Origin of the sequence: Anaerofustis sp. NSJ-163 (genome assembly GCF_024135845.1) — a bacterium.
Classification (GTDB): Bacteria; Bacillota; Clostridia; order Eubacteriales; family Anaerofustaceae; genus Anaerofustis; species Anaerofustis butyriciformans.
The window spans coordinates 217,815-239,705 of the sequence record NZ_JAMYJV010000003.1; the positions used below are offsets into that span (position 1 = coordinate 217,815).

Sequence of the window (21,891 nt, forward strand, 5' to 3'; positions counted from 1 at the left end):
AGGGTTTTAAAATGAATGCAAATGACTATACTGAAAAATCACTTCTTGCACTTCAAAATGCACAGAATTTAGCTATAGATAACAATAACTCGGTTATGGAAGCCGAACATTTATTATACGCATTACTTGATGACAGAGGAGGGCTTATTCCTGAACTTCTTGAAAAAATGCAGGTTAATGTATCTGGATTAAAATCGGAAGTAGAAAATAAAATAAAATCTTTTCCTAAAGTTTCATCAAGCAGCGTAGATAACTTATACGCAAGCAACAACTTAAATAGAGTTATTCGTCTTGCAGAAAATATAGCAAAGAATATGAAAGACGAATATGTTTCCGTTGAACATTTATTCCTTGCAATGTTTAATGAAGGCGGAAGCTTTATAAAAGATGAATTTAGAAAATATAATGTTACAAAAGATAACTTCACAAAGAACTTGTCTTTGGTGAGAGGAGGGAGAACAGTGAACAATCAAAATCCTGAAAACACATATAATGTACTTGAAAAATATGGTTCCGACTTGGTGGAACTTGCAAAACAAAATAAACTTGACCCTGTAATCGGCAGGGACGATGAAATAAGAAATGTAATAAGAATACTATCAAGAAAAACAAAGAATAACCCTGTTTTAATAGGTGAACCTGGTGTTGGTAAAACAGCAATCGCAGAAGGTCTTGCTCTTAGAATTGTAAGAGGAGATGTTCCAAACAACCTAAAAGACAGAAGTATTTTCTCTCTTGATATGGGTGCTCTTGTTGCAGGTGCAAAATTCAGAGGTGAATTTGAAGAAAGAATCAAAGCCGTACTTGATGAAATCAAGAAAAGCGAAGGTAAAATTATTCTATTCATTGATGAACTTCATACGATAGTAGGCGCAGGTAAGACTGACGGTGCAATGGATGCCGGCAACCTATTAAAACCACTTCTTGCAAGAGGGGAATTACACTGTATAGGTGCAACTACTTTAAATGAATATAGAGAATACATCGAAAAAGATGCTGCACTAGAAAGAAGATTTCAACCTGTTATGGTAGGAGAACCAAGTGTTGAAGATACAGTTGCAATCCTTAGAGGTCTTAAGGAAAGATATGAAATATATCACGGCGTAAAAATCACAGACCAAGCTCTTGTTTCTGCAGCAATTTTATCAAACAGATATATTACAGACAGATTCTTACCTGATAAAGCAATTGACTTAATCGATGAAGCCTGTGCTTTAATCAAGACAGAAATGGATTCAATGCCAACAGAGCTTGATGAAGTAAACAGAAAGATTATGCAATATCAAATTGAAGCAACAGCTCTTAAAAAAGAAAAAGACGAACTTGCAAAGAAACGTCTTGAAGAAATCAACAAGGAAATCGCTGAACTTTCTGATAAGTTTAATGCCATGAAAGCAAAATGGATGAAAGAAAAAGACACAATCGGAAAAGCTCAAAGATTAAGAGAAGAAATAGATAGAGTAAACGGCGAAATAGAACAAGCTCAAAGAGTAAACAATCTTAATAAAGCAGCCGAACTTAAATATGGTAAATTGCCAGAACTTCAAAAAGAACTAAAAGCCGAAGAAGAAAAATCAAAAGAAAAACATTCAACTCTTCTAAGAGATAAAGTTACGGAAGAAGAAATCGCAAAGATTGTTTCAAAATGGACTCATATCCCCGTATCCAAACTTGTTGAAAGCGAAAAAGAAAAACTTCTTCACTTAGAAGATACACTTCACAAGAGAGTAATCGGTCAAGACGAAGCGGTAAGACTTGTAAGCGATGCGATAATCAGGTCAAGAGCCGGCATTCAAGACCCATCAAAACCAATCGGTTCGTTCTTGTTCCTTGGTCCAACAGGGGTTGGTAAAACAGAACTTGCAAAGACACTTGCTTATACACTATTTGATAATGAACAAAATATCATACGTATTGATATGAGTGAATACATGGAAAAATTCAGTGTGTCTAGACTTATAGGTGCACCTCCGGGATATGTAGGATATGATGAAGGGGGACAACTTACGGAAGCAGTAAGAAGAAGTCCTTACAGTGTAGTACTTTTCGATGAAATTGAAAAAGCTCATCCTGATGTATTTAACATCTTGCTTCAAATTCTTGATGACGGAAGAGTTACAGACTCACAAGGAAGAACAATTGACTTTAAAAATACAATCATTATCTTAACATCTAACCTTGGAAGTGAATATTTGCTTGAAAGTACAGAAAAATACGGCGATATTACAGAAGAAACAAAAGATAATATAGATAAACTTCTTAAATCACACTTTAGACCTGAATTTTTAAACAGACTAGATGAAATAGTTATTTATAAACCACTTAAGAAAGAAGAAATATCTAAGATTGTTGATCTTATGCTTGAAAAACTTAAAAACAGACTTGAAGATAAATTCTTACATTTGGTTATAAGTGATAAAGCAAAGGCATTTATAATCGATAACGGTTATGACCCAATATTTGGTGCAAGACCTCTTAAGAGATTTATTCAAAGTCATGTTGAAACATTAATAGCTAAAGCAATTTTAGCAAATAACTTTGAAAGCGGAACAACATTAAAGGTAGATGTAGAAAATGATAAATTAGTCGTAAGATATTAATAAAAGGACCTTAATTGGTCCTTTTATTTTTTTTGTTTATAAAGTAAAATATGATTAGAAGCATACGATAAGTTTTATTTTAAGTTATAAAGAGGTAGGGGAAATGAAGGTATTAAAAAAACTTATTATAGTTATTATTCCTATTTTACTTATTGCCGGATATTCTACATTTAAAAATATAAATTCCAATTGGCCTAAAAAGTTTAGTCATGAGTTTGATATATTCTTTGGTAAAGGTAACTGGGAAAGCGTATCAGAAGAAACAAAAGAAAGTATAATATATGATGAATATATTATAGTTCATTCTGCTCCTTATTTATCTGAGAATGTACCGGGTAAGTTCAAAGAGTGGAATATAACCTATATGAACTCTGATAATAAAAGAGAAATGGCAATCATTTCAGACCATACTTTTAAAATAAATAATGATAAGTATTTTATTTTCAGCAAAAAAAGATATTCAGCCAAACAGGCTCTTACATTGGAATTTATGAATATTTCTTTTTCTATCTGCGGGGATAAGGTTATGAAAGAAAGTATATCTCCTTATTTAAGTGAAAAAGAAATGGAAGCTTTAACTGTAGATATATCTTATAATGGCGGTAACCCAAAACCAGAGTTTTACGATGATTTAATAAAAGAAGACTGGTTTAACGTAAAAGATGTAAGCGCTAACGATTATTTAAATTATGATAAACATGAATTTTATATTTACATACGTTCCTATGATTATAAATTAAATAAATTAACCGATGAAGAAAAACAACATCTTTTTGACAGCATGGAAAAAATAGAAAAAGACTTGCTTAAAAAGTATGGAAAAAATGCTTCATTTGAAATATATATAGATGAAAATCACAAAGTAGAGTATAAAGACGGAGTAAAAATTGCAAATTAACGTGAGTTCTCACTCTCTGTCCTTTATAAAAAGCATAAAAAATATCATAATGAGATAAAGTATTGGATGGAAAAGGAGAATTAATATGAATCAATCTCAGATTGGTAAATTTATAAAAAGTCTAAGAGAAGAGAAAAACTTAACTCAGGAACAGCTAGCAGAAAAATTAAATGTAAGCAATAAATCTGTTTCAAGGTGGGAAAATGGTAAAACTATGCCGGATTTGTCTTTGCTTGATATGATTTGCAATGAATTTGATATAACTATAAGTGAGCTTTTAAATGGAAGAAGAATGAATATTGATGAGTTAAAGCAGTTAAAGGATACTGTGGAAAGGCTTATTAATTATTCTATTGAAGAAGAGTCATCTAAAGCAAAAAAAGTAAACAGATTTTTAATCTTAGGAATTTTGTTTACCACTCTTGCAATTTTAAATAATTATATTCCTTATTTAGATTTTATTTTTAGGGAAAACATAGCTCAGTTTGTAAACGGACTATGTTATGGGCTTGGTATTTCTTTTGAACTTATCGGTTTATATAACAGTTCAAATAGAATATATTTAAAAGAAAGAAAAGGCAAAAAAAGATAAGTAAAACTTATCTTTTTTTGTTTTCTTTTCTTGCTTTGTTAAAGATTATTATAGAGCTTATTACGTCTAAAATAAAAATTAAATGCATTATGATATGTATTGTCGCTTCTTTGTTTGATAAAATATTTTCTTTTTTCATTTTTAGAACAGCTTTTATTCCGTATGAAGAGGATACCATAATGAGTATATAATTCATACATGCGAGAATAAGACAAATAATCGGAGAGGCCAAAAGCAAAGCCGGAACGACCATTGCCATTATAAATATCATTCCCACAATAAACATAGTGACAAAAAAAGGAATATGTATAAGTTTTATTGTCATATTCCAAAATGCAAGAGTGTAAAAGTCGTTTTCCTCCTTAAGCATATAAGCATTTATTATGTTTGCCGCATATACGATAACCGTGAATATGAGATATTGAAAAAGAATGAAAAGTTTGGTGTCTTCATCCGGTAAAGCAAACATTAAAAGAAGCATATAAGGCCAACAAATTAACAATAACGGTAAAATAATTCTTTTTTTCATTTTATTAATTCCCTCTAGTTTCTTTTATATATTATAAAGGATTTTTATTCAAGAGTATATAAAAAACACAAAGATAAATTTTATCTTTGTGTTTAACCTATACCAAAGAATTTATCAAAAAATTCTTTTAGATTTTCAATAACCTTTTGTTTTTTCTCTTTTCGTTTGTTTCCCTCTTTAGAAAATCTTGATACAGGAGGCATTATTTTGTCAATGTCCGTTCCTGTTGTTTTTATATATCCGTCTCTAAACGCATTTTGAATAAACTTTTTAGTGTCTTCTTCTTTTAAGTTTTCTTCTTTAATTATTTTATCAAGTTCTTTTTCTTTTTCTTTCTTTATAAAATTTCTCCACTCTTCGTCTATATTGTCTGTTTCATTGACTCTTTCAATAAAGTTTTCAATTAGAACTTTTTTACTCCTTAATTCATAACTTGCATCAACTGCGTTTTGTATATTAATTAATACTTCTTTGTCTTTGCAGTGACTTTCATGATATTTTTTCACAAGCATTAATATATAATCAATATTTATATCTACTTGCTTTATAAGTTCTATTTCAAATATAACATCATTGGTTATATCTTCTTTTTCCATATCTTTTTTATTTATCCATTCATCTCTAATATCTTGATATCTTCCTGTGTAGTTTTGTATGTCTCTTATGGATATTATGTCATTTTCTTCAAATTCGTCAAAGGAATTTAAAAGATTTCTCATTCTAAGTATAGAGCCAAAAAGCATTATAAATTCTTTTTGTCTTTCTTCCCCTGTTATTCTTTCTTCACTTAACGGGAATTTCTCTTTTAATTTATTTATTAGGTCGATATAACCGGGTTTGTTTTCTCCCTTTTCGTTTGTATAGCCATAAAAATAGTCTTTGAATTTTCTTATTAATACAATTCCTCCTGCGTCTTTATCGCCAAATAATGCAAGAGCATCATCTACTTCTTTTTGAAGATTTCTAAAACAAACTATATTCCCAAATGTTTTAATTGAATTTAAAATTCTGTTGGTTCTGCTGAATGCTTGAATCAAGCCATGCATTTTTAAATTTTTATCTACCCATAATGTATTAAGAGTAGTTGCGTCAAAACCTGTTAAAAACATATTTACTACAATAAGCAAATCAATTTCCTTATTTTTCATTCTAAGGGATACGTCTTTATAATAATTTTGGAATTTATCACTTGTTGTATCATAGGAAGTGTTAAACATTTTGTTATAGTCTCTTATTGCATCTTCCAAAAATTCTCTGCTGTTTGTATCTAAAGCGGAAGTATCTTCGCTGTTTTCTTCTCCTAAAATTCCTTCTGCTTCTTCTTCATTTTGGCTATAACTGTAAATAAGAGCGATTTTTAATTGTTTATTTCTATTTTCATTCATCTGTTTTTTAAACTCGCTGTAATAAGCCTTTGCCATTTCAACGCTTGCTACTGCAAAAATGGAATTAAAACCGCTTAATCTTTGTTTTTGTTTTATTTCTTCAATCTTCTTATCTTTATTTGTGGCAACTTGTTCAATATTTTTTAGGGAATTAAAAACATAGGTTTTGTTTCCCCTATATGTTTTTTGGTCAAAGTGGTCTAAGATATATTTTGTAATAAGTGAGATTCTTTCTTTTGCCATATATACATTTTCTCTGTCTATGTCGTATACCTGCTTATCTTTGATATTATCTTCATAGTCTATTGTCTTATTGTATTCTACTCTAAAAGGCAGAACATTTCTGTCGTTTATGGCATCTACTATTGTGTATGTATGAAGTAAATCCCCGAATGTTTGAGCTGTTGTTAAATTGCTGCCATTATTTATTCCTTTCGCATTTACGGCAAAAATAGGCGTTCCCGTAAAACCGAATAAATAATATTTCTTAAAGTTTTTTACTATTGCTTTGTGCATTTCGCCGAACTGACTTCTGTGACATTCATCAAAAATTAATACAATTTGTTTATCATATATATCGTGTTTTTCATTTTTCTTTACGAAAGTTGAAAGCTTTTGTATTGTCGTTATTATAATTCTTGCATTATCGTCTTCAAGCTGTTTTGTCAATACGGCAGTTGAAGTGTTGCTGTTTGCACATCCTTTTTCAAACCTGTCGTATTCTTTCATTGTCTGATAATCCAAATCTTTACGGTCTACGACAAATATAACTTTATCTATAAAATCTAAATTAGAGGCTATTCTCGCAGTTTTAAAGGAAGTAAGGGTTTTTCCGCTTCCTGTTGTATGCCAAATATATCCGCCTGATGCAATACTTCCGTATTTTTTATAGTTGTTTGCAATTTGTATTCTGTTTATTATTCTTTCCGTTGCCGTGATTTGATAAGGTCTCATTACCATAAGCATATTTTCTGATGTAAATATGCAGTATTTTGCAATTATGTTAAGAATTGTATGTTTTGCAAAGAATGTTTTTGCAAAGTCTATTAAATCGGGAATTATTTTATTGTTTGCATCTGCCCAAAAGCTGGTAAATTCAAAACTATTGCTGGTTTTATTTTTGTTTGAATTTTTTGTTGTGGCTTCTTTTATGGCATTATATCTGGTGGAGTTGGAATAATATTTTGTATTTACTCCGTTTGAAATAACAAATATTTGAACATATTCAAAAAGACCGTCTCCCGCAAAGAAAGAATCTCTTTGATAGCGGTTAATTTGATTAAAAGCTTCTTTTATGTTTATTCCCCTTCTTTTTAGTTCAATATGAATAAGAGGAAGTCCGTTTACGAGAATTGTAACATCGTATCTGTTATCGTAGATTGCCCCTTCTTCTTTTGTCACTTCGTATTGATTTAAAACCTGCAAATGATTGTTATGAATATTGTTTTTATCTAAAAGAGAGATATTTTTTGATGTGTTGTCATCTCTTTTTAATACTTGGATATAGTCTTCTTGTATCTTCCTTGTCTTTTCAACTATATGTTCATTTTTATTTGCTATGGAATCTTTATAAAATCTTTCCCATTCCATATCGCTGAATTCATAGTTGTTTAATTTTTCAAGCTGTTTCCTTAAATTAAGTTTAAGTTCATCTTGTGTATGTATATCTACATATTCATACCCTTGAGACATTAGCAGATTTATAAATTCTTTTTCAAGTTCTGCTTCGCTTTGATATGCTTTTGCAGTTTGTATTCCCGGTTTATATTCTGTTATTACGGTGTTTTCGGTTGTTGATGCAACTATGTTAAAGTAGCTCATGTTTGTTCTCCGTTAATATATTTTTCAAATTTTTCTTTATCAAAATATGTACATCCCATAAAGTACGGATAAAAATAATCCCAATTTTCTAATGTAAATTTTTTTGATTTTAATGTTGGCATTATAATATTCGAATATGTTGGATCATGGTTAAAAATATCTGATATCCAATATTCAATCAATATATATAATGCACACAAAGCTTGAATAGTATTTTTTTGATTAGCCAATTTGTAGTTTTCTTTTCCGTCTGTTAGTTCATCTCTATGATGTTTTACCAAATTATATTCTTTCCATCAATCTGGTGAAGAATTACTTTTAAGATTTTCCCATGGTTTAAAGGAAAGGTATTTATAGTTATTTAATTTGATTTTTTCTTCTGCAAAAGTTGTATAATTAGCATTTAAAATTTTAATATAATCTGTAATACGACAGTTGTTTGTGTTTAAGCTATTATCTAATTTTTTACAAAAGGTTTTGCAAATTGTATCAATTTCTCCACATATAGATAAAAATAATTGTAAATATCTTGTTGAAAAACAGTCATCATTATCACTATCTATTGAACAATACGCCTCAAATGAAAAAAAATCATTTTCTAATTGCATATAGTAATTCCAATATTTATTTACAAAATCAATTAAATTCATAATTAATTTCTCCTTATTTCTCCATTTTACTTCTCCTTAAAATCAAGCAGTTTATCTCTATAATATTCATATTGTTTCTGTCTTTTTTCTATTTCAGCAGGAAGACCATTGGTTATATCGTTACAAAGGGTATCGAACTTTTCTATAAGATTAGCAATTTTTTCTTGTTCTTCAAGTGGTGGAATAGGTATTTTAATTTTCTTTAATGCAGGAACACTAGAGTGAACAACTTTACTTTTTACTTTTCCTTTACTTTTTTGCATTTGTGCAGAATTTGTTGATAGAGCATATCCAATATATTTAGGGTTTTGCTTATGTTTCATTATTACAATGTCACCACCTGCTAAACATTTTTCATTTCCTAAATAAACAATAGATTTTGCTATTTCTTCTACACTTTCGCCTGTTATAGCAAATAATACGTCTCCGTACTCAAAATATTTTTTTGAATTTTGTTTATTTTCATCAGTATGGGATATGCATTTATTAAACAAAATATTATAAGATGTATATATTTCTCCATATCTTACACAAGGTATTCCTGTTTTAGATACTTCATTTCTTTTTATGCCTGCCCCTCTATACATATCTATTGAAATCTCTTCCAAAGTTTTATATTCAGCATTTCTGGCATTTTTTATCAACTCATCCCTATAATACTCATACTGTTTTTTTCTTGCTGTAAGCTCTGCTGTAAGCTCTGCTGTAAGCTCTGTAAAGGTATCCAAAATACGCACGATCTCTTCTTGCACGGGAAGAGGGGGGATTGGGATTTTGAATTTTGCAAATTTTGACATGTCAACTGATGCAAAATTACCTTGTTTTGTATATTTGAGGCAATATCTATCAAGTTTAAAACAATAATAAAATAAGAATTTGATATTGAATTTATTTTTGTATTTATCTTTTATTGTTAAATATGTAAAACGTTGATTTGCTAAAGATTTACAAGTTAATAGTGCATGTTCTCCAATCGTGGCAGATGTTGAAACAATAATACTATTTTTAGGGAAAAGTTCTCCCTTTATAGCACAAGGAGTAACATGTTGAATTGAATCATTAAGAATTCTTCCATGTTCTCTTATATCTTCCATTCTAAACCAAGGAATATTTCCGTTTTCCCAATATTCTTTTTTCTTTTTTGACGGTGTATATCCGTTTTTAATATTAAATATTTTATCTAAATATTTATACTCCACACCATCGGGACAGAGTTCATTTATCAGTTGTTCTAATTTGCTCATATGTTTTCACCGTTTTCTTTAAGCATTTTGTTTATTTGTTTATCAAAATCAGATTCTATTTTTTGTGTCTTGTTGAATTGGTCGTATTCCAAATAGGCTTTTTCCTTTGCATCCTTACTTGATATTTTGCCTTTATCTTTTAATATTTCATATCTTCTGAATTCCAAAAATGCATTTATGCTTTTTGCAAATTCTTCCATTGTAAATGTGTTTTCTCTCTCGATTAGGTCTTCAATATAATCAAAATATCCGCTTACTGCTCTTTCGAGACTTTTAATTTGTTTCTCATCCAAATAATTTTTTGCAACTGTTACATCTGATTTTAATATTCTTCCGGCAGGAGCATTTTTCCATGTTGTAAGCCCCATATGTTCTTTGTTATGATCTGATTTTGTATATACTATTTCTGCTGCTGTTTGACCTGTTATTGCAAAATGAAATTTATTTTGCACCATAGCATAAAATCTTTTTGTAATATCTGAATTTTTGTCATAATCAATGCTGCATTCTGCAAAAATATCTGTTATTTGCTGCCATATTCTTCTTTCGCTCGCCCTTATAGAACGAACTCTTTCCAGCAATTCTTTAAAATAATCTTTGCCAAATAAGGTTTTGCCTTGTTTTAGTCTTTCATCATCCATTGCAAAACCTTTAATCATATATTCTTTTAATATTTTTGTTGCCCAAATTCTAAAATTTGTTGCACGAAGAGAATTTACACGGTAACCTACTGAAATGATTGCATCAAGATTATAAAAGTTTGTCATATGAGTTTGTGTTTTATCTTCAATGGCACCATGTTTAGTGGTTGTTGCAAATTCTGCAACAACCATGGATTGTTTTAATTCTCCTTCTTCAAAAATATTTTTTAAATGTCGGCTTATTGTTGATTTATCTACGTCAAACAGTTCAGCCATTGCTTTTTGTGTAAGCCAAATTGTTTCATCTTTTATAAAAGCATTTACTTTTATATTTTCTTCTTCTATTTTATACATTAAAAATTCAAATTGATTTTTCATGTTATCCCTCAATCTCATTGATTATTTTGTCGATTTCGGCTCTTAAAATTTCTTCTTTTTCTACTATCTCTTTTATTTCTTTGTTTAATACATCAATATCTATTACTTCTCTTGTATCTTGTGGTTCAACATATGTATTTACAGATAAGTTGTAATCTTCTTCTTTTATCTTTTCGTATTCCACAAGAGAAGAAAAATGTTCTTCTTCTTTTCTTTCTTTAAATACTGATAGTATTTTATCCATGTTTTCTTTTGTAAGTTTATTGTTGTTTGTTACCTTTATGCATTCTTTGCTCGCATCAATAAATAAAGTCTTGTTATCGGTTTTGTTCTTTTTCATTACCATGATACACGTTGCTATTGATGTTCCAAAGAATAGGTTTTCCGGAAGCTGGATAATAGTATCTATAAAGTTATTATCAATAAGATATTTTCTTATTTTTTTCTCTGCTCCCCCTCTGTACATTATTCCCGGGAAGCATACTATGGCAGCTGTTCCGTTTGTGGCAAGCCAGCTTAATGAATGCATAATAAAAGCAAGGTCTGCTTTTCCTTTAGGTGCCAAAACTCCGGCAGGGGAAAACCTTGGGTCGTTTATTAAGGTTGCGTTGCTGTCTCCTTCCCATTTTATTGAATAAGGAGGATTTGATACGATAAGCTCAAAAGGTTCATCATCCCAGTGTTTTGGTTTTGTTAAAGTATCTTCACAGGCTATATCGAATTTGTCATAGTCTATATCGTGAAGAAACATATTTATACGGCATACGTTATAGGTTGTTATATTTATTTCCTGACCGTAAAAACCGTTTCTTACATTTTCTTTTCCAAGTACTTTAACGGATTTTAAAAGAAGCGAACCTGAACCGCAGGCAGGGTCGTATACTTTGTTTACTTCTTTTTTCCCTACTGTTCCAAGAAGCGTAAGAAGAGTCGAAACATCTGCCGGTGTGAAGAACTCGCCTCCCGATTTTCCTGCATTTGATGCATACATTGTCATAAGATATTCATAAGCATCACCAAAGGTATCTATATCGTGATTTTGAACATTATCAAGTTTCATGTTGTTTATGCCGTCTAAAAGTTTAACGAGTCTTTCGTTTCTTTTTTTAACCGTTGAACCAAGTTTGTTGCTGTTTACGTCAAAATCATCAAATAGTCCCGCAAAAGAATTTTCTGAATCGGTTCCTTTTGCCGAATTTTCAATATTTCTAAATACTTTTTCTAATGTTTCGTTTAAATTTTCATCGCTTTTTGCCTTATTCTGCACATTGCAGAAAAGTTCGCTTGGAAGAATAAAAAAGCCTTTTGAATTTACTATATCTTCTCTTATTGTTTCTGCTTGTTCATCTTCTAATTTAGCATAGTCAAATTCAAGGTCACCGGCGTCTCTTTCTCCTTTGTTTATATATTCTGATATATTTTCTGATATGTATCTATAAAACATTGTGCCAAGGACATAATTTTTAAAGTCCCAGCCGTCAACTGCTCCTCTTAATTCATCGGCTATAGCCCATATAGCTCTATGAAGCTCATCTCTTTCCATTTCTTTTTTATTGTCTGCCATAATTTTTATCCTTTGTTATATATTTAATTTTATTTTACATAATTTTTAAACCCATTTCAATTTTATTGGATATTTTGTAGAAATAAGAATTTTGTTAGGGAAATTTTTCCTTATAAAACTTATAATAAATAAATCAAATCTTTTAATGTATATTATAATAAATAAAAAAACAGGAGATAAAAATGAACGAATGGGAAAAGGCTCAAAAAGGAATGCTTTACGATGCAAATTATGATAAGAATATTTTAAAGCTTAGGGATAAGTGTGCTGATTTATGTTTTGAATTTAACAATCTAAAACCATCAGATAAAGAAAATCAAAATAAACTTTTAAAAGATATTTTAGGTCAGATAAAAGGAGGAGTAACAGTAACACAGCCTTTTTACTGTGATTACGGTTTTAATATATCTATTGGAGAAAACTTTTATTCAAATCATAACTTAACAATTCTTGATGCAGCAAAAGTTACAATAGGAGATAATGTGTTTATAGGACCAAACTGTGTTATAACAACGGCTTCTCATCCAAAAAATAAAGAAGAAAGAAGAATAGGACTTGAATTTGCAAAGCCTATAAAAATAGAAAATGATGTTTGGATAGGCTCAAACGTCGTTATTCTTCCGGGAATTACCATAGAAGACGGGGCGATAATTGGTGCGGGGAGCGTTGTAACAAAGGACATCCCAAAAGACAGCGTGGTTTATGGAATTAAAGGAGAGATTAAAAGATAAGGGTTTATTTAGGGGGATTTATTATAAGTTATTAAATTCTTAAGAAAAAGTTAATTGTAATATAAAATAAAAAAATTATAATAAAAATAAAATATTACAATAAATTAAGGGAAATAGATGAAAACAAAATATAAGTATAATCCTCCTTTTTCTTATAGCTTACATGATATGTATGTTAATAATATTAAAATTATTGATAGTAACATAAAACTTGAATTTGAAAATGGATATGTAAAACTTGTTGAACCGTACAACGTAATACCGGGCAGTATTATTATTGAAAATGTAGATTTTGATTTTTCAAGTGTGGTTATTCAAAACAGTCTTGGTGAATATGGAATGTTCAAAAGTGAAAAATTAGAAATTGGAGAGTTTATCAAAAAATATGATGATTTTACATTTGAAATTGTAGATGAACTTTACGGGTATAATAAATTATTCTATTCAGGTTATCTAAGACGTAAACATAAAGATGAGATTTATGCCATGGATTTATATGTTTATTTTACCGGTGATATTATTTATGAAACAGAAGAATAAAAATACCCTTTAATATATTTAAAGGGTACTTTTATATTTTAAATATTATGATTAATGCAATTATAATTTTATATTATTTAATAATATAATTGAATTTTTTATAATATGAAAACACAATTTTTTTATTATTTAAATATCTTCATCAATTTTCTTTACATTAAACCAAGAGCCTTTTGTATCAATTATTCCCAATTTTTTTAATTTGCCAATTTCTGCCGACATGGCACTTCTTTCTACCCCCAAATAATCGGCAAGAGCCTGCCTGTCAAAAGGTATTGTAAATTCACAGCTGTTGTTTTGTTTTGCTTGATCTAAAAGATACAGCATTAGCTTGTTCTTTGTTGTCTTTTCTGACATATATCTTATTTTTTTATTTAATGATAGTGTTTTTTGTGCCATCTCTTTTAATAAATTTTTGATTACTAAATTATGATAATGACAGGAAGCGGAACACATTGTCATTACTTTATCTGTATTTAAAAGCATTATTTCGCTGTCTTTATCTGCTACCGCACTTACGGGAAAAGTATTAAGCCCTGCAAAAGCAAATACTTCCGCAAACATTTCAGATTCTTTTAATACTGTTAAAACGCTGCGGTTTCCGTAAAAGTCATCTCTTATAATTTTAACTTTTCCCATAAGTACGATTCCAAAATTTTGAGCCAGGTCTCCTTCAAGAAATATCGTTTCATTCTTTTTTACATTTATAATTTTCCCATTAAGACATTTTATCATTGATTTTAATTGATTTTCTTGAACACCTTTAAATAAAGGACATTTTAATAATATATCAAAATATTTATCCATAAACTTCTCCTTTTGTTGGAAATACAACATATTCTTAGGTTTGATTATAGTATTATACATTTACAAAATCAAATAAAAAATAAATATTCTACATGAATAAGTAAAAATATTTAAGAAAAGCTAATATGGAGGAAAGTTATGAATACAAAAATAAAAAATATAAATCAAGCACAAGTAGTTTTATTAAAAGATGAAATATCTTATCAAAAAGGTCAGGTTGTAAGTAAAACCCTTGCTCAAAATAGTGCATTAAGCATTACATTATTTTCATTTGATAAAGGGGAAGAAATAAGTACACATAAATCTGGCGGTGATGCTTTTGTTACTTGTCTTGACGGAGTAGGTAAGATCACTATTGATGATAAAGAATATATTCTAAAAGAAGGTGAATCTATTGTAATGCCTGCTAATCACCCTCATGCGGTATATGGTGAAGAAGCATTTAAAATGCTGCTTGTTGTTGTATTTTAAGAAAGGAGTATTTAATATGAAAGCATTTGTAAATGAAGAGCTTTGTATTGGATGTGGACTATGTTGCACATACTGTGATGAAGTTTTTCGTTTAAATGAGGATGGGAAGTCAGAAGCTTATAAAGATGTAAATGAAAATAATTTAATTAAGGTACAAGAGGCGATTGATAATTGTCCTGTATCTGCAATTAGTATGGAGGAATAAAAAAATATGGGAAATAAAATGTTTTGTTATCAATGTCAGGAAACTGCAGGATGCAAAGGCTGTACTGCTGTTGGAGTGTGTGGGAAAAAACCAAATGTTGCAAATATGCAGGATTTATTAATATATGTAACTAAAGGATTATCTTTTGTTACAACACGTCTTAGACAAGAAGATAAAAAAGTATCTGACGATATAAATTATCTTGTATCTATAAATTTATTTACAACAATTACAAACGCAAATTTTGACATAGACAGTATTAAAGACAGAATTACTTTAACATTAAAGACAAAAGAGGATTTAATAAATAAGTTAGGTAATAAAGAAAATCTACCAAAAGCGGCACTATGGAATGGAGAAGGAGACTGGGAAGAACTTGCAAAGACGGTAGGTGTATTATCTACAAAAGATGAAGATATTCGTTCTTTAAGAGAGCTTATAACTTATGGATTAAAAGGTCTTTGTGCATATTCTAAACATGCAAATGCACTATTAAAGACAGATGAAGAGGTAGATAGCTTTATTCAAGAAGCTTTATCGCTAACTTTAGATGATAGTTTAAGTGTTGAAGATTTAGTAAATTTAACTTTAAAAACCGGAGAATACGGAGTAAAGGGTATGGCTCTTTTAGATGAGGCAAATACCGCTGCTTACGGAAATCCTGAAATTACAAAGGTAAATATTGGAGTAGGGAAAAATCCGGGAATTTTAGTTTCAGGTCACGATTTAAGAGATATGGAAATGCTACTACAACAAACGCAAGGAAGCGGAGTTGATGTATATACTCATTCTGAAATGTTACCTGCAAACTATTATCCGAAATTAAAGAAATATCCTAACTTTGTAGGAAACTATGGTAATGCGTGGTGGAAACAAAAAGAAGAATTTGAATCATTTAACGGACCTATTTTAATGACGACAAACTGTATTGTTCCTCCAAAGGATAGTTATAAAGATAGAGTTTATACTACAGGTGCAGCAGGTTACCCAGGGTGTAAACATATTAAAGGAGAAATAGGACAGACAAAAGATTTTTCACAGATTATTGAACATGCAAAAAAATGCAGTGCTCCGACACAAATAGAAACAGGAGAAATTGTAGGCGGTTTTGCTCATAATCAAGTATTTAAGTTAGCCGATAAGATAGTTGAGGCTGTAAAAAGCGGAGCTATTAAAAAATTTGTCGTAATGGCAGGGTGTGACGGTAGAATGAAAAGCCGTGAATATTATACGGAATTTGCAAAAGCTCTTCCAAAAGATACGGTTATTCTTACTGCCGGATGTGCAAAATATAGATATAATAAATTGAATTTAGGCGATATAAACGGTATACCCAGAGTGTTAGATGCAGGTCAGTGTAACGATTCATATTCTCTTGCAGTAATTGCAATGAAACTTAAGGAAATCTTTGGCTTAGATGATATTAATGACCTTCCTATTGTTTATAATATTGCATGGTATGAACAAAAAGCTGTTATAGTTTTACTTGCTTTATTATCTTTAGGCGTTAAAAATATTCATCTTGGACCTACACTTCCTGCATTCCTTAGTCCTAATGTTACTAAAGTTTTAGTCGATGAATTTAAAATAGCAGGAATTGGAAGTGTAGAGGATGATATTAAATTATTCTTTAATTAAATAAAACAGCCTAATAAGGCTGTTTTTTATTTTGATAAATGTTTGTTAATACAATGATTATTTTCTCTTTTTTAAATTCTCAATTATCAAAACTTAACAATATATTAACAATTTATGATATTGATAAAAACGAATTATTATTTTGTTATAATACCTTAAATATTATTAGTGATTGTACTTAAAAAAGGAGAAAGTACTTATGGATTTTATAATTGAAATTATATGTGAATTATTTTTATGTGTAATATCAGTTATTTTTGAAGATAAAAAAGTAAGTAAATGGATTAGGTATCCTTTTATTGGTATAATTTTCATATTATATACTTTTATTATTGGAGTACTTATTTGGGCAGGGATAAATAGCTTTCAAAATGATATAATAAAGTCAGTTGTGTTTTTTTGTTATCTGCAATTTTACTGTTTAGCGGTATAATGAGCATAAGAAAAATCTATGAAAAAAAAGATAATTTTTAATATCCGTAAAGATATTAATAAAAAACCTCTTAGTATTTAATACTAAGAGGTTAATTTTTTATTATGATTATTATGGCACCCCCTGCGAGAATCGAACTCACAACTAACCCTTAGGAGGGGTTTGTTATATCCATTTAACTAAGGGGGCGCTTTAGGTAAAAAACCATTATATATAATAGCATATTATAAGTTACTTATCAAATAAAACAATCCTTATTTTTAAAGGCTTTTTAAAATACAAATAAATTAAATGTAAACAGTTTTATAAAAAACACTATGATTTTATTTTATTTTATAATATAATATATTTATCTATAACAAAGAAAAGAGGTTTTTATCATGAAAGGAATTAATGCATCGCCTGGAGTTGCGATTGGTAATGTATTCTTATATGTAAAGGAAGATTTAGTTGTAACACCGGGCAAAATCGAAGCATCAGCAGTTGATGCAGAACTTAAAAAATTAGATGACGCTATTGAAAAATCAAGAGCCGAATTACAAGCTTTAAAAGAAAAAACAGCTAAAGAAATCGGGGAAGAAGAAGCTGAAGTATTTACTGCTCATATGATGTTCTTAGATGACCCTGGATATATTGGTGAAGCCCAAAATAAAATTAAAAATGAATTGATCGTTGCTGAACAAGCATTAAACGAAGTTACAGAAGGTTTCGTTGCAATATTCGGGGCTATGGACGATGAATATATGAAAGCAAGAGCAACAGACTGTCAAGACGTTGCAGACAGAATTTTAAGACACTTATTAGGTCTTGAAAGTGCTGATTTATCACAAGTTGGTGAAAACGGAATTATCGTAGCCGTTGACTTAACACCATCAGATACAGCTCAAATGAATAAAGATAAAGTTATCGGTTTTGCTATTGATGAAGGAAGTAGAACTTCTCACTCAGCTATTATGGCAAGATCACTTGAAGTTCCTGCTGTTGTAGGTCTTGGTAATATTACAAGTGAAGTTAAAGGTGGAGAAAAAATTATCGTTGACGGTACAGACGGTAACATCATCATTAACCCAACAGATGAAGAAATTAAAGAATATGAAGCTAAACAAGAAGCTTACAAACAAGAACAAGCTGAACTCGCTAAACTTAAAGATATGCCAAGTGAAACAAGTGATGGACACAAAGTTGAACTTTGTGCAAACATCGGTAGCCCTAATGACCTTGAAGGTGCAAACAAATACGGTGCTGACGGTGTAGGTCTATTCAGATCAGAATTCTTATACATGGATTCAAAAGAAATGCCATCAGAAGACGTTCAATTTGAAGCTTATAAACAAGTTTTAGAAGGAATGAACGGCAAACCGGTAATCATCAGAACACTTGATATCGGTGGTGACAAACAACTTCCATATCTTCCAATGGAAGAAGAAATGAACCCATTCTTAGGTGTTAGAGCTGTAAGACTTTGCTTCCAAAACGTTGATATGTTCAAAACTCAACTTAGAGCTTTACTTAGAGCAAGTGTATACGGAAACGCTCATATCATGTTCCCTATGATTTCTAACGTACAAGAAGTTAGAAAAGCTAAAGGTATCTTAGAAGAATGTAAAGCTGAACTTAAAGAAAAAGGAATCGAATATGATGAAAACATCAAAGTTGGTATCATGATCGAAATCCCTTCTGCTGCTGTTACAGCTGATATTATCGCTAAAGAAGTTGACTTCTTCTCAATTGGTACAAATGACTTATGTCAATACTCATTAGCTGTTGACCGTCAAAACCAAAACTTATCAGAACTTAACCAACCACTTTCACCAGCAATAATCAGACTTGTTAAAAACGTTATTGATGCTTCTCATAAAGAAGGTATCTTCACAGGTATGTGTGGTGAAATGGCAGGGGATCCAACAGCTGCATTATTACTATTAGGTCTTGGACTTGATGAATTCTCTATGTCAGCTCCTTCTATCTTAAGAGCTAAAAAAGTTGTAAGAAGCTTTACATATGAACAAGCTAAAGAAATTGCTAACGAAGTTTTAGAAAATGCTGAAACTCAAGACGAAGTAAAAGCTATCTTAGCTAAATACTTAGACTAATTAAAAAAATTAAAATGATAGTGTAACCTCATAATATGGGGTTACACTTTTTTTGCATCAATTCATTTTTTATCATTTAGTAACTATTTTTATTTTTTTATATAAATAGTCAGTGTTAATAACATAGATATAAATATATTTAATTAAACTTAAAATGTATTGTATATTAATATATTTTGTGAGTTTTTATGTTTATATTTTTACTAATCATTATATATAATTTGTATTTTTTATTCATTGTAGGCTGTTAGATTTATGTAGTATAGATTATTAAATAGTTAATAGAAAATTTATATTTATTCTTTTATTTATGATAAAGTGTATCTTTAATTAATATTTATGCAACATATAGAATTAAAATATATTGAACAAAAAAAATAAACATGTTAGAATTATTCCATATCTATAATTAAAATAGGTCGTAAAAAATAAAGACAATATTCTAGGAGGAAATTCCATGATACAATTAAAAGTACCTCATAAATTTTTTGTGCTATTTATGTCATTGGCATTGGTAATAGGGTTATTTTCTTGCCCTATGCCGGTAATGGCTTTAAGTGAAGGAAATGTAATTGATATGTCAGATACAAATCCTGCTGCATCAGGAGATGGTTGGACATATGCAGATGGAGTTTATACAATATCCAATGGCGCAAATGTAACAGTTGTTGGTGATAATGGAGGAAGTGGTCGTAGGATTTTAATCGAAGCCGGTGCTACTGCAACAGTTACATTGTCTGGAACCAGTATTACTCAAACAAATTCAAATGCTGCACCTATAGGATTAGATAATAATACTAATCTTACATTGATACTTGCAGAAGGTACAGAAAATACTTTATCAGGAGCGAGTACACAAGCTTCAGGTATTCAAATGGGGCTTGCTGGTCAAGAAACGGTTACATCGACTTTAACAATTGAAGGTACAGGTACATTATATGCTACAGGTGGTAATCGTTGGCCTGGGATTGGAGGTCGTGCCGGAGGAAAAAGAACTATCAATATAATGAGTGGAACAATTATTGCTCAAGGTGCTAATCAAGGTGCTGGAATTGGAAATGGTAGAAGTACACCTGCAAATTCAAACTTCGTTAATATATATGGTGGAGATATTACTGCTATAGGAGGTAATAATGCTGCCGGAATTGGTGGAGGAGATAACGTTGGAAAAGATGACAATGCAGGCGTAATTACTGTATATGGCGGTTTGATTAAAGCCCAAGGTGGAAATAATGGAGCCGGCATTGGAAGTGGAAATTATAATTATTCTGGTGGAACTCTAAAACTTGATGGAAATGGTATTATATTTGCTTCTAGCGTAAGTGATGGTGGATCATATAATAAAACATCTGGGGTTTTATTTCAAGGAAATTCCGGAACTGTTTATGGCAATGTTATTTTAGAAAATGACTTTGAAGTTGAGAGTGGAAAACAGCTTACTGTTCCTGCAAATACTTCGTTGACAATTGCTAAGGGAATTACAATGACCGGTAATGGTAATATTCAAAATAACGGAAGCATAAAGGTTAATCTTGGCGGTACTTATAACGGAGAAAAACCTGCCGGACAGGCTCTTTTATATCAAATTGTATCAAATATAGATACGGATATATGTAGTTTAAGTCCTCAAGTACCTGATTATATACAACAAGATAATAATCTTGCTTTTTCTCTTAATATTAATGATGGATTCTCAAAAACAGATAATTTTGCAGTAAAAGCAAATGGAGAAGCTCTTATTGAGCAAGATAATCAATATACTGTTTCTGTAACGGAACCTATAGAAATTACTGTTGAAGGTGTGGAAGATATTACATATCCTGTTATTAATGGGGTAACTAATGGAGAAACTTATTACACTACACAAAGTGTTAGTGTTTTTGATGCAAATCTAAAATCTGTTACATTAAATAATGCCTCTGTTCAAGAAAGTTTTGTCTTAGATGGAAATACAGATACAACATATAATATTGTTGCTACAGATAAAGCCGGTAACATCACAACATGTACGGTTACTATGAAGTCAATTGCAAGCATTGCTGATCCAATTAAAGATATTACAGTTGATAATGTAACTTCTGATGATAAAACAACTATTGAAGAAATAAAAACAATTATAGAAAATATAAATACTGATAACGCTACTGAAGAAGAAAAGACAGAATTAAATGATATATTAAATAAATGTGAAACTTTGATTGAAAAAATTGAAACTGTTACAGATTATAATATTATATCAGGAAATAACAGTCAGTGGACTAAAGGTGATAGTAGTTCAATCAGTATTACAGTTAATGGTGATGTTGAAAAATTTGTAGGAATTGAAATTGATGGAAAAGCTGTTGATGAAAAAAATTATACAGTAAAATCTGGAAGTACTATCATTACATTAAAACCGGAATATCTAAATACACTATCAGTTGGAAAGCATACTTTAACTGTAATTTATACAGATGGTGAAGTAACTGGTGAATTTGAAATATTAGATAAAAATAAAATAATTACACCAGAAACGGGAGATGATAACAATATTGGATTATGGACTATACTATCTATTATTGCCGGTTGTGGATTAGTTGGAGCTGTGAGTTTCAAAAGTAAAAAGAAATATATAAAATAAATAAAAAAAGCACCTTTTAAATATGATAAAAGGTGCTTTTTTATTTAACAA

18 protein-coding genes and 1 tRNA gene are annotated in these 21,891 nt (G+C 30.1%); 10 read left to right on the top strand and 9 right to left on the bottom strand.

Annotation, left to right across the window (positions count from 1 at the left end):
* Positions 1 to 11: 11 nt before the first annotated feature.
* The 3 genes from clpB (at position 12) to M6G78_RS04480 (ending at position 4,090) form a co-directional block, all read left to right on the top strand.
* A complete protein-coding gene (gene clpB, locus M6G78_RS04470; protein WP_253229718.1) occupies positions 12 to 2,600 on the top strand; it encodes an ATP-dependent chaperone ClpB in 2,589 nt (862 codons plus the stop codon).
* A 103-nt stretch (positions 2,601 to 2,703) separates the two neighbouring features.
* Positions 2,704 to 3,498: a hypothetical protein gene (locus tag M6G78_RS04475; protein ID WP_253229719.1), complete on the top strand. Its 795-nt coding sequence runs from the start codon at positions 2,704 to 2,706 to the stop codon at positions 3,496 to 3,498.
* A gap of 85 nt (positions 3,499 to 3,583) precedes the next feature.
* Positions 3,584 to 4,090, top strand: coding sequence for a helix-turn-helix domain-containing protein (locus tag M6G78_RS04480; protein ID WP_253229720.1), 507 nt, complete (start codon positions 3,584 to 3,586; stop codon positions 4,088 to 4,090).
* A gap of 7 nt (positions 4,091 to 4,097) precedes the next feature.
* Here the strand turns inward: M6G78_RS04480 and M6G78_RS04485 are convergent, their stop codons facing one another.
* The 7 genes from M6G78_RS04485 to M6G78_RS04515 all read right to left on the bottom strand — a co-directional run bounded on the left by M6G78_RS04485 (position 4,098) and on the right by M6G78_RS04515 (position 12,302).
* Positions 4,098 to 4,619: a DUF6652 family protein gene (locus M6G78_RS04485; RefSeq protein WP_253229721.1), complete on the bottom strand. Its 522-nt coding sequence runs from the start codon at positions 4,617 to 4,619 to the stop codon at positions 4,098 to 4,100.
* Between the two features lie 92 nt (positions 4,620 to 4,711).
* Entirely contained in the window at positions 4,712 to 7,825 is a 3,114-nt protein-coding gene (locus tag M6G78_RS04490) for a type I restriction endonuclease subunit R (protein WP_253229722.1), read from the bottom strand.
* The gene (locus M6G78_RS04495; protein ID WP_253229723.1) at positions 7,822 to 8,106 is read right to left on the bottom strand and encodes a hypothetical protein; all 285 of its coding nucleotides are present in this window, start codon (positions 8,104 to 8,106) and stop codon (positions 7,822 to 7,824) included. The genes M6G78_RS04490 and M6G78_RS04495 overlap by 4 nt, the downstream gene beginning before the upstream one ends.
* A 15-nt stretch (positions 8,107 to 8,121) precedes the next feature.
* Positions 8,122 to 8,475 carry a hypothetical protein gene (locus tag M6G78_RS04500; protein ID WP_253229724.1) on the bottom strand — a complete coding sequence of 118 codons (354 nt, stop codon included), beginning with the start codon at positions 8,473 to 8,475 and terminating at the stop codon, positions 8,122 to 8,124.
* A gap of 26 nt (positions 8,476 to 8,501) precedes the next feature.
* Positions 8,502 to 9,719: a restriction endonuclease subunit S gene (locus M6G78_RS04505; protein WP_253229725.1), complete on the bottom strand. Its 1,218-nt coding sequence runs from the start codon at positions 9,717 to 9,719 to the stop codon at positions 8,502 to 8,504.
* Positions 9,716 to 10,738 (bottom strand): virulence RhuM family protein, encoded by a 1,023-nt coding sequence (locus tag M6G78_RS04510; protein ID WP_253229726.1) that lies wholly within the window; start codon positions 10,736 to 10,738, stop codon positions 9,716 to 9,718. Before M6G78_RS04510 ends, M6G78_RS04505 begins: the two co-directional genes overlap by 4 nt.
* 1 nt (position 10,739) lies before the next feature.
* Positions 10,740 to 12,302: a type I restriction-modification system subunit M gene (locus M6G78_RS04515; protein ID WP_253229727.1), complete on the bottom strand. Its 1,563-nt coding sequence runs from the start codon at positions 12,300 to 12,302 to the stop codon at positions 10,740 to 10,742.
* 182 nt (positions 12,303 to 12,484) lie between these two features.
* Here M6G78_RS04515 and M6G78_RS10300 point away from each other — a divergent pair, with 182 nt between their 5' ends.
* Both M6G78_RS10300 and M6G78_RS04530 read left to right on the top strand, forming a co-directional pair.
* Positions 12,485 to 13,033, top strand: coding sequence for a sugar O-acetyltransferase (locus M6G78_RS10300; protein ID WP_305883220.1), 549 nt, complete (start codon positions 12,485 to 12,487; stop codon positions 13,031 to 13,033).
* 117 nt (positions 13,034 to 13,150) lie between these two features.
* A complete protein-coding gene (locus M6G78_RS04530; protein ID WP_253229728.1) occupies positions 13,151 to 13,573 on the top strand; it encodes a hypothetical protein in 423 nt (140 codons plus the stop codon).
* 129 nt (positions 13,574 to 13,702) lie between these two features.
* Here M6G78_RS04530 and M6G78_RS04535 read toward each other — a convergent pair whose 3' ends face one another.
* Positions 13,703 to 14,380: a Crp/Fnr family transcriptional regulator gene (locus M6G78_RS04535; protein WP_253229729.1), complete on the bottom strand. Its 678-nt coding sequence runs from the start codon at positions 14,378 to 14,380 to the stop codon at positions 13,703 to 13,705.
* A gap of 138 nt (positions 14,381 to 14,518) precedes the next feature.
* On the opposite strand from M6G78_RS04535, the gene M6G78_RS04540 reads away from it, so the two are divergent.
* From M6G78_RS04540 to hcp, 3 genes are read left to right on the top strand one after another with little or no spacing between them, the layout of a single operon-like run.
* Positions 14,519 to 14,851: a cupin domain-containing protein gene (locus M6G78_RS04540; RefSeq protein WP_138268419.1), complete on the top strand. Its 333-nt coding sequence runs from the start codon at positions 14,519 to 14,521 to the stop codon at positions 14,849 to 14,851.
* 16 nt (positions 14,852 to 14,867) lie between these two features.
* A complete protein-coding gene (locus M6G78_RS04545) occupies positions 14,868 to 15,056 on the top strand; it encodes a ferredoxin (protein ID WP_253229730.1) in 189 nt (62 codons plus the stop codon).
* A 6-nt stretch (positions 15,057 to 15,062) separates the two neighbouring features.
* Positions 15,063 to 16,694 carry a hydroxylamine reductase gene (gene hcp, locus M6G78_RS04550; protein ID WP_253229731.1) on the top strand — a complete coding sequence of 544 codons (1,632 nt, stop codon included), beginning with the start codon at positions 15,063 to 15,065 and terminating at the stop codon, positions 16,692 to 16,694.
* A gap of 547 nt (positions 16,695 to 17,241) precedes the next feature.
* Here the strand turns inward: hcp and M6G78_RS04555 are convergent.
* Positions 17,242 to 17,316: transfer RNA gene (locus tag M6G78_RS04555), tRNA-Arg, on the bottom strand.
* Between the two features lie 188 nt (positions 17,317 to 17,504).
* On the opposite strand from M6G78_RS04555, the gene ptsP reads away from it, so the two are divergent.
* The gene (ptsP, locus tag M6G78_RS04560; RefSeq protein WP_371922827.1) at positions 17,505 to 19,220 is read left to right on the top strand and encodes a phosphoenolpyruvate--protein phosphotransferase; all 1,716 of its coding nucleotides are present in this window, start codon (positions 17,505 to 17,507) and stop codon (positions 19,218 to 19,220) included.
* 457 nt (positions 19,221 to 19,677) lie between these two features.
* Positions 19,678 to 21,840 carry a X2-like carbohydrate binding domain-containing protein gene (locus M6G78_RS04565; RefSeq protein ID WP_253229733.1) on the top strand — a complete coding sequence of 721 codons (2,163 nt, stop codon included), beginning with the start codon at positions 19,678 to 19,680 and terminating at the stop codon, positions 21,838 to 21,840.
* Positions 21,841 to 21,891 lie beyond the last annotated feature (51 nt).

Bases quoted from the DNA above. Each gene is read 5' to 3' on its own strand.
- M6G78_RS04565 (WP_253229733.1), top strand. From the start codon at position 19,678: ATGATACAATTAAAAGTACCTCATAAATTTTTTGTGCTATTTATGTCA.
- M6G78_RS04475 (WP_253229719.1), top strand. From the start codon at position 2,704: ATGAAGGTATTAAAAAAACTTATTATAGTTATTATTCCTATTTTACTT.
- M6G78_RS04505 (WP_253229725.1), bottom strand. From the start codon at position 9,719: ATGAGCAAATTAGAACAACTGATAAATGAACTCTGTCCCGATGGTGTG.
- M6G78_RS04490 (WP_253229722.1), bottom strand. From the start codon at position 7,825: ATGAGCTACTTTAACATAGTTGCATCAACAACCGAAAACACCGTAATA.
- M6G78_RS04535 (WP_253229729.1), bottom strand. From the start codon at position 14,380: ATGGATAAATATTTTGATATATTATTAAAATGTCCTTTATTTAAAGGT.
- M6G78_RS04515 (WP_253229727.1), bottom strand. From the start codon at position 12,302: ATGGCAGACAATAAAAAAGAAATGGAAAGAGATGAGCTTCATAGAGCT.
- M6G78_RS10300 (WP_305883220.1), top strand. From the start codon at position 12,485: ATGAACGAATGGGAAAAGGCTCAAAAAGGAATGCTTTACGATGCAAAT.
- M6G78_RS04540 (WP_138268419.1), top strand. From the start codon at position 14,519: ATGAATACAAAAATAAAAAATATAAATCAAGCACAAGTAGTTTTATTA.
- hcp (WP_253229731.1), top strand. From the start codon at position 15,063: ATGGGAAATAAAATGTTTTGTTATCAATGTCAGGAAACTGCAGGATGC.
- M6G78_RS04500 (WP_253229724.1), bottom strand. From the start codon at position 8,475: ATGAATTTAATTGATTTTGTAAATAAATATTGGAATTACTATATGCAA.
- M6G78_RS04510 (WP_253229726.1), bottom strand. From the start codon at position 10,738: ATGAAAAATCAATTTGAATTTTTAATGTATAAAATAGAAGAAGAAAAT.
- M6G78_RS04485 (WP_253229721.1), bottom strand. From the start codon at position 4,619: ATGAAAAAAAGAATTATTTTACCGTTATTGTTAATTTGTTGGCCTTAT.
- clpB (WP_253229718.1), top strand. From the start codon at position 12: ATGAATGCAAATGACTATACTGAAAAATCACTTCTTGCACTTCAAAAT.
- M6G78_RS04480 (WP_253229720.1), top strand. From the start codon at position 3,584: ATGAATCAATCTCAGATTGGTAAATTTATAAAAAGTCTAAGAGAAGAG.
- M6G78_RS04530 (WP_253229728.1), top strand. From the start codon at position 13,151: ATGAAAACAAAATATAAGTATAATCCTCCTTTTTCTTATAGCTTACAT.
- M6G78_RS04545 (WP_253229730.1), top strand. From the start codon at position 14,868: ATGAAAGCATTTGTAAATGAAGAGCTTTGTATTGGATGTGGACTATGT.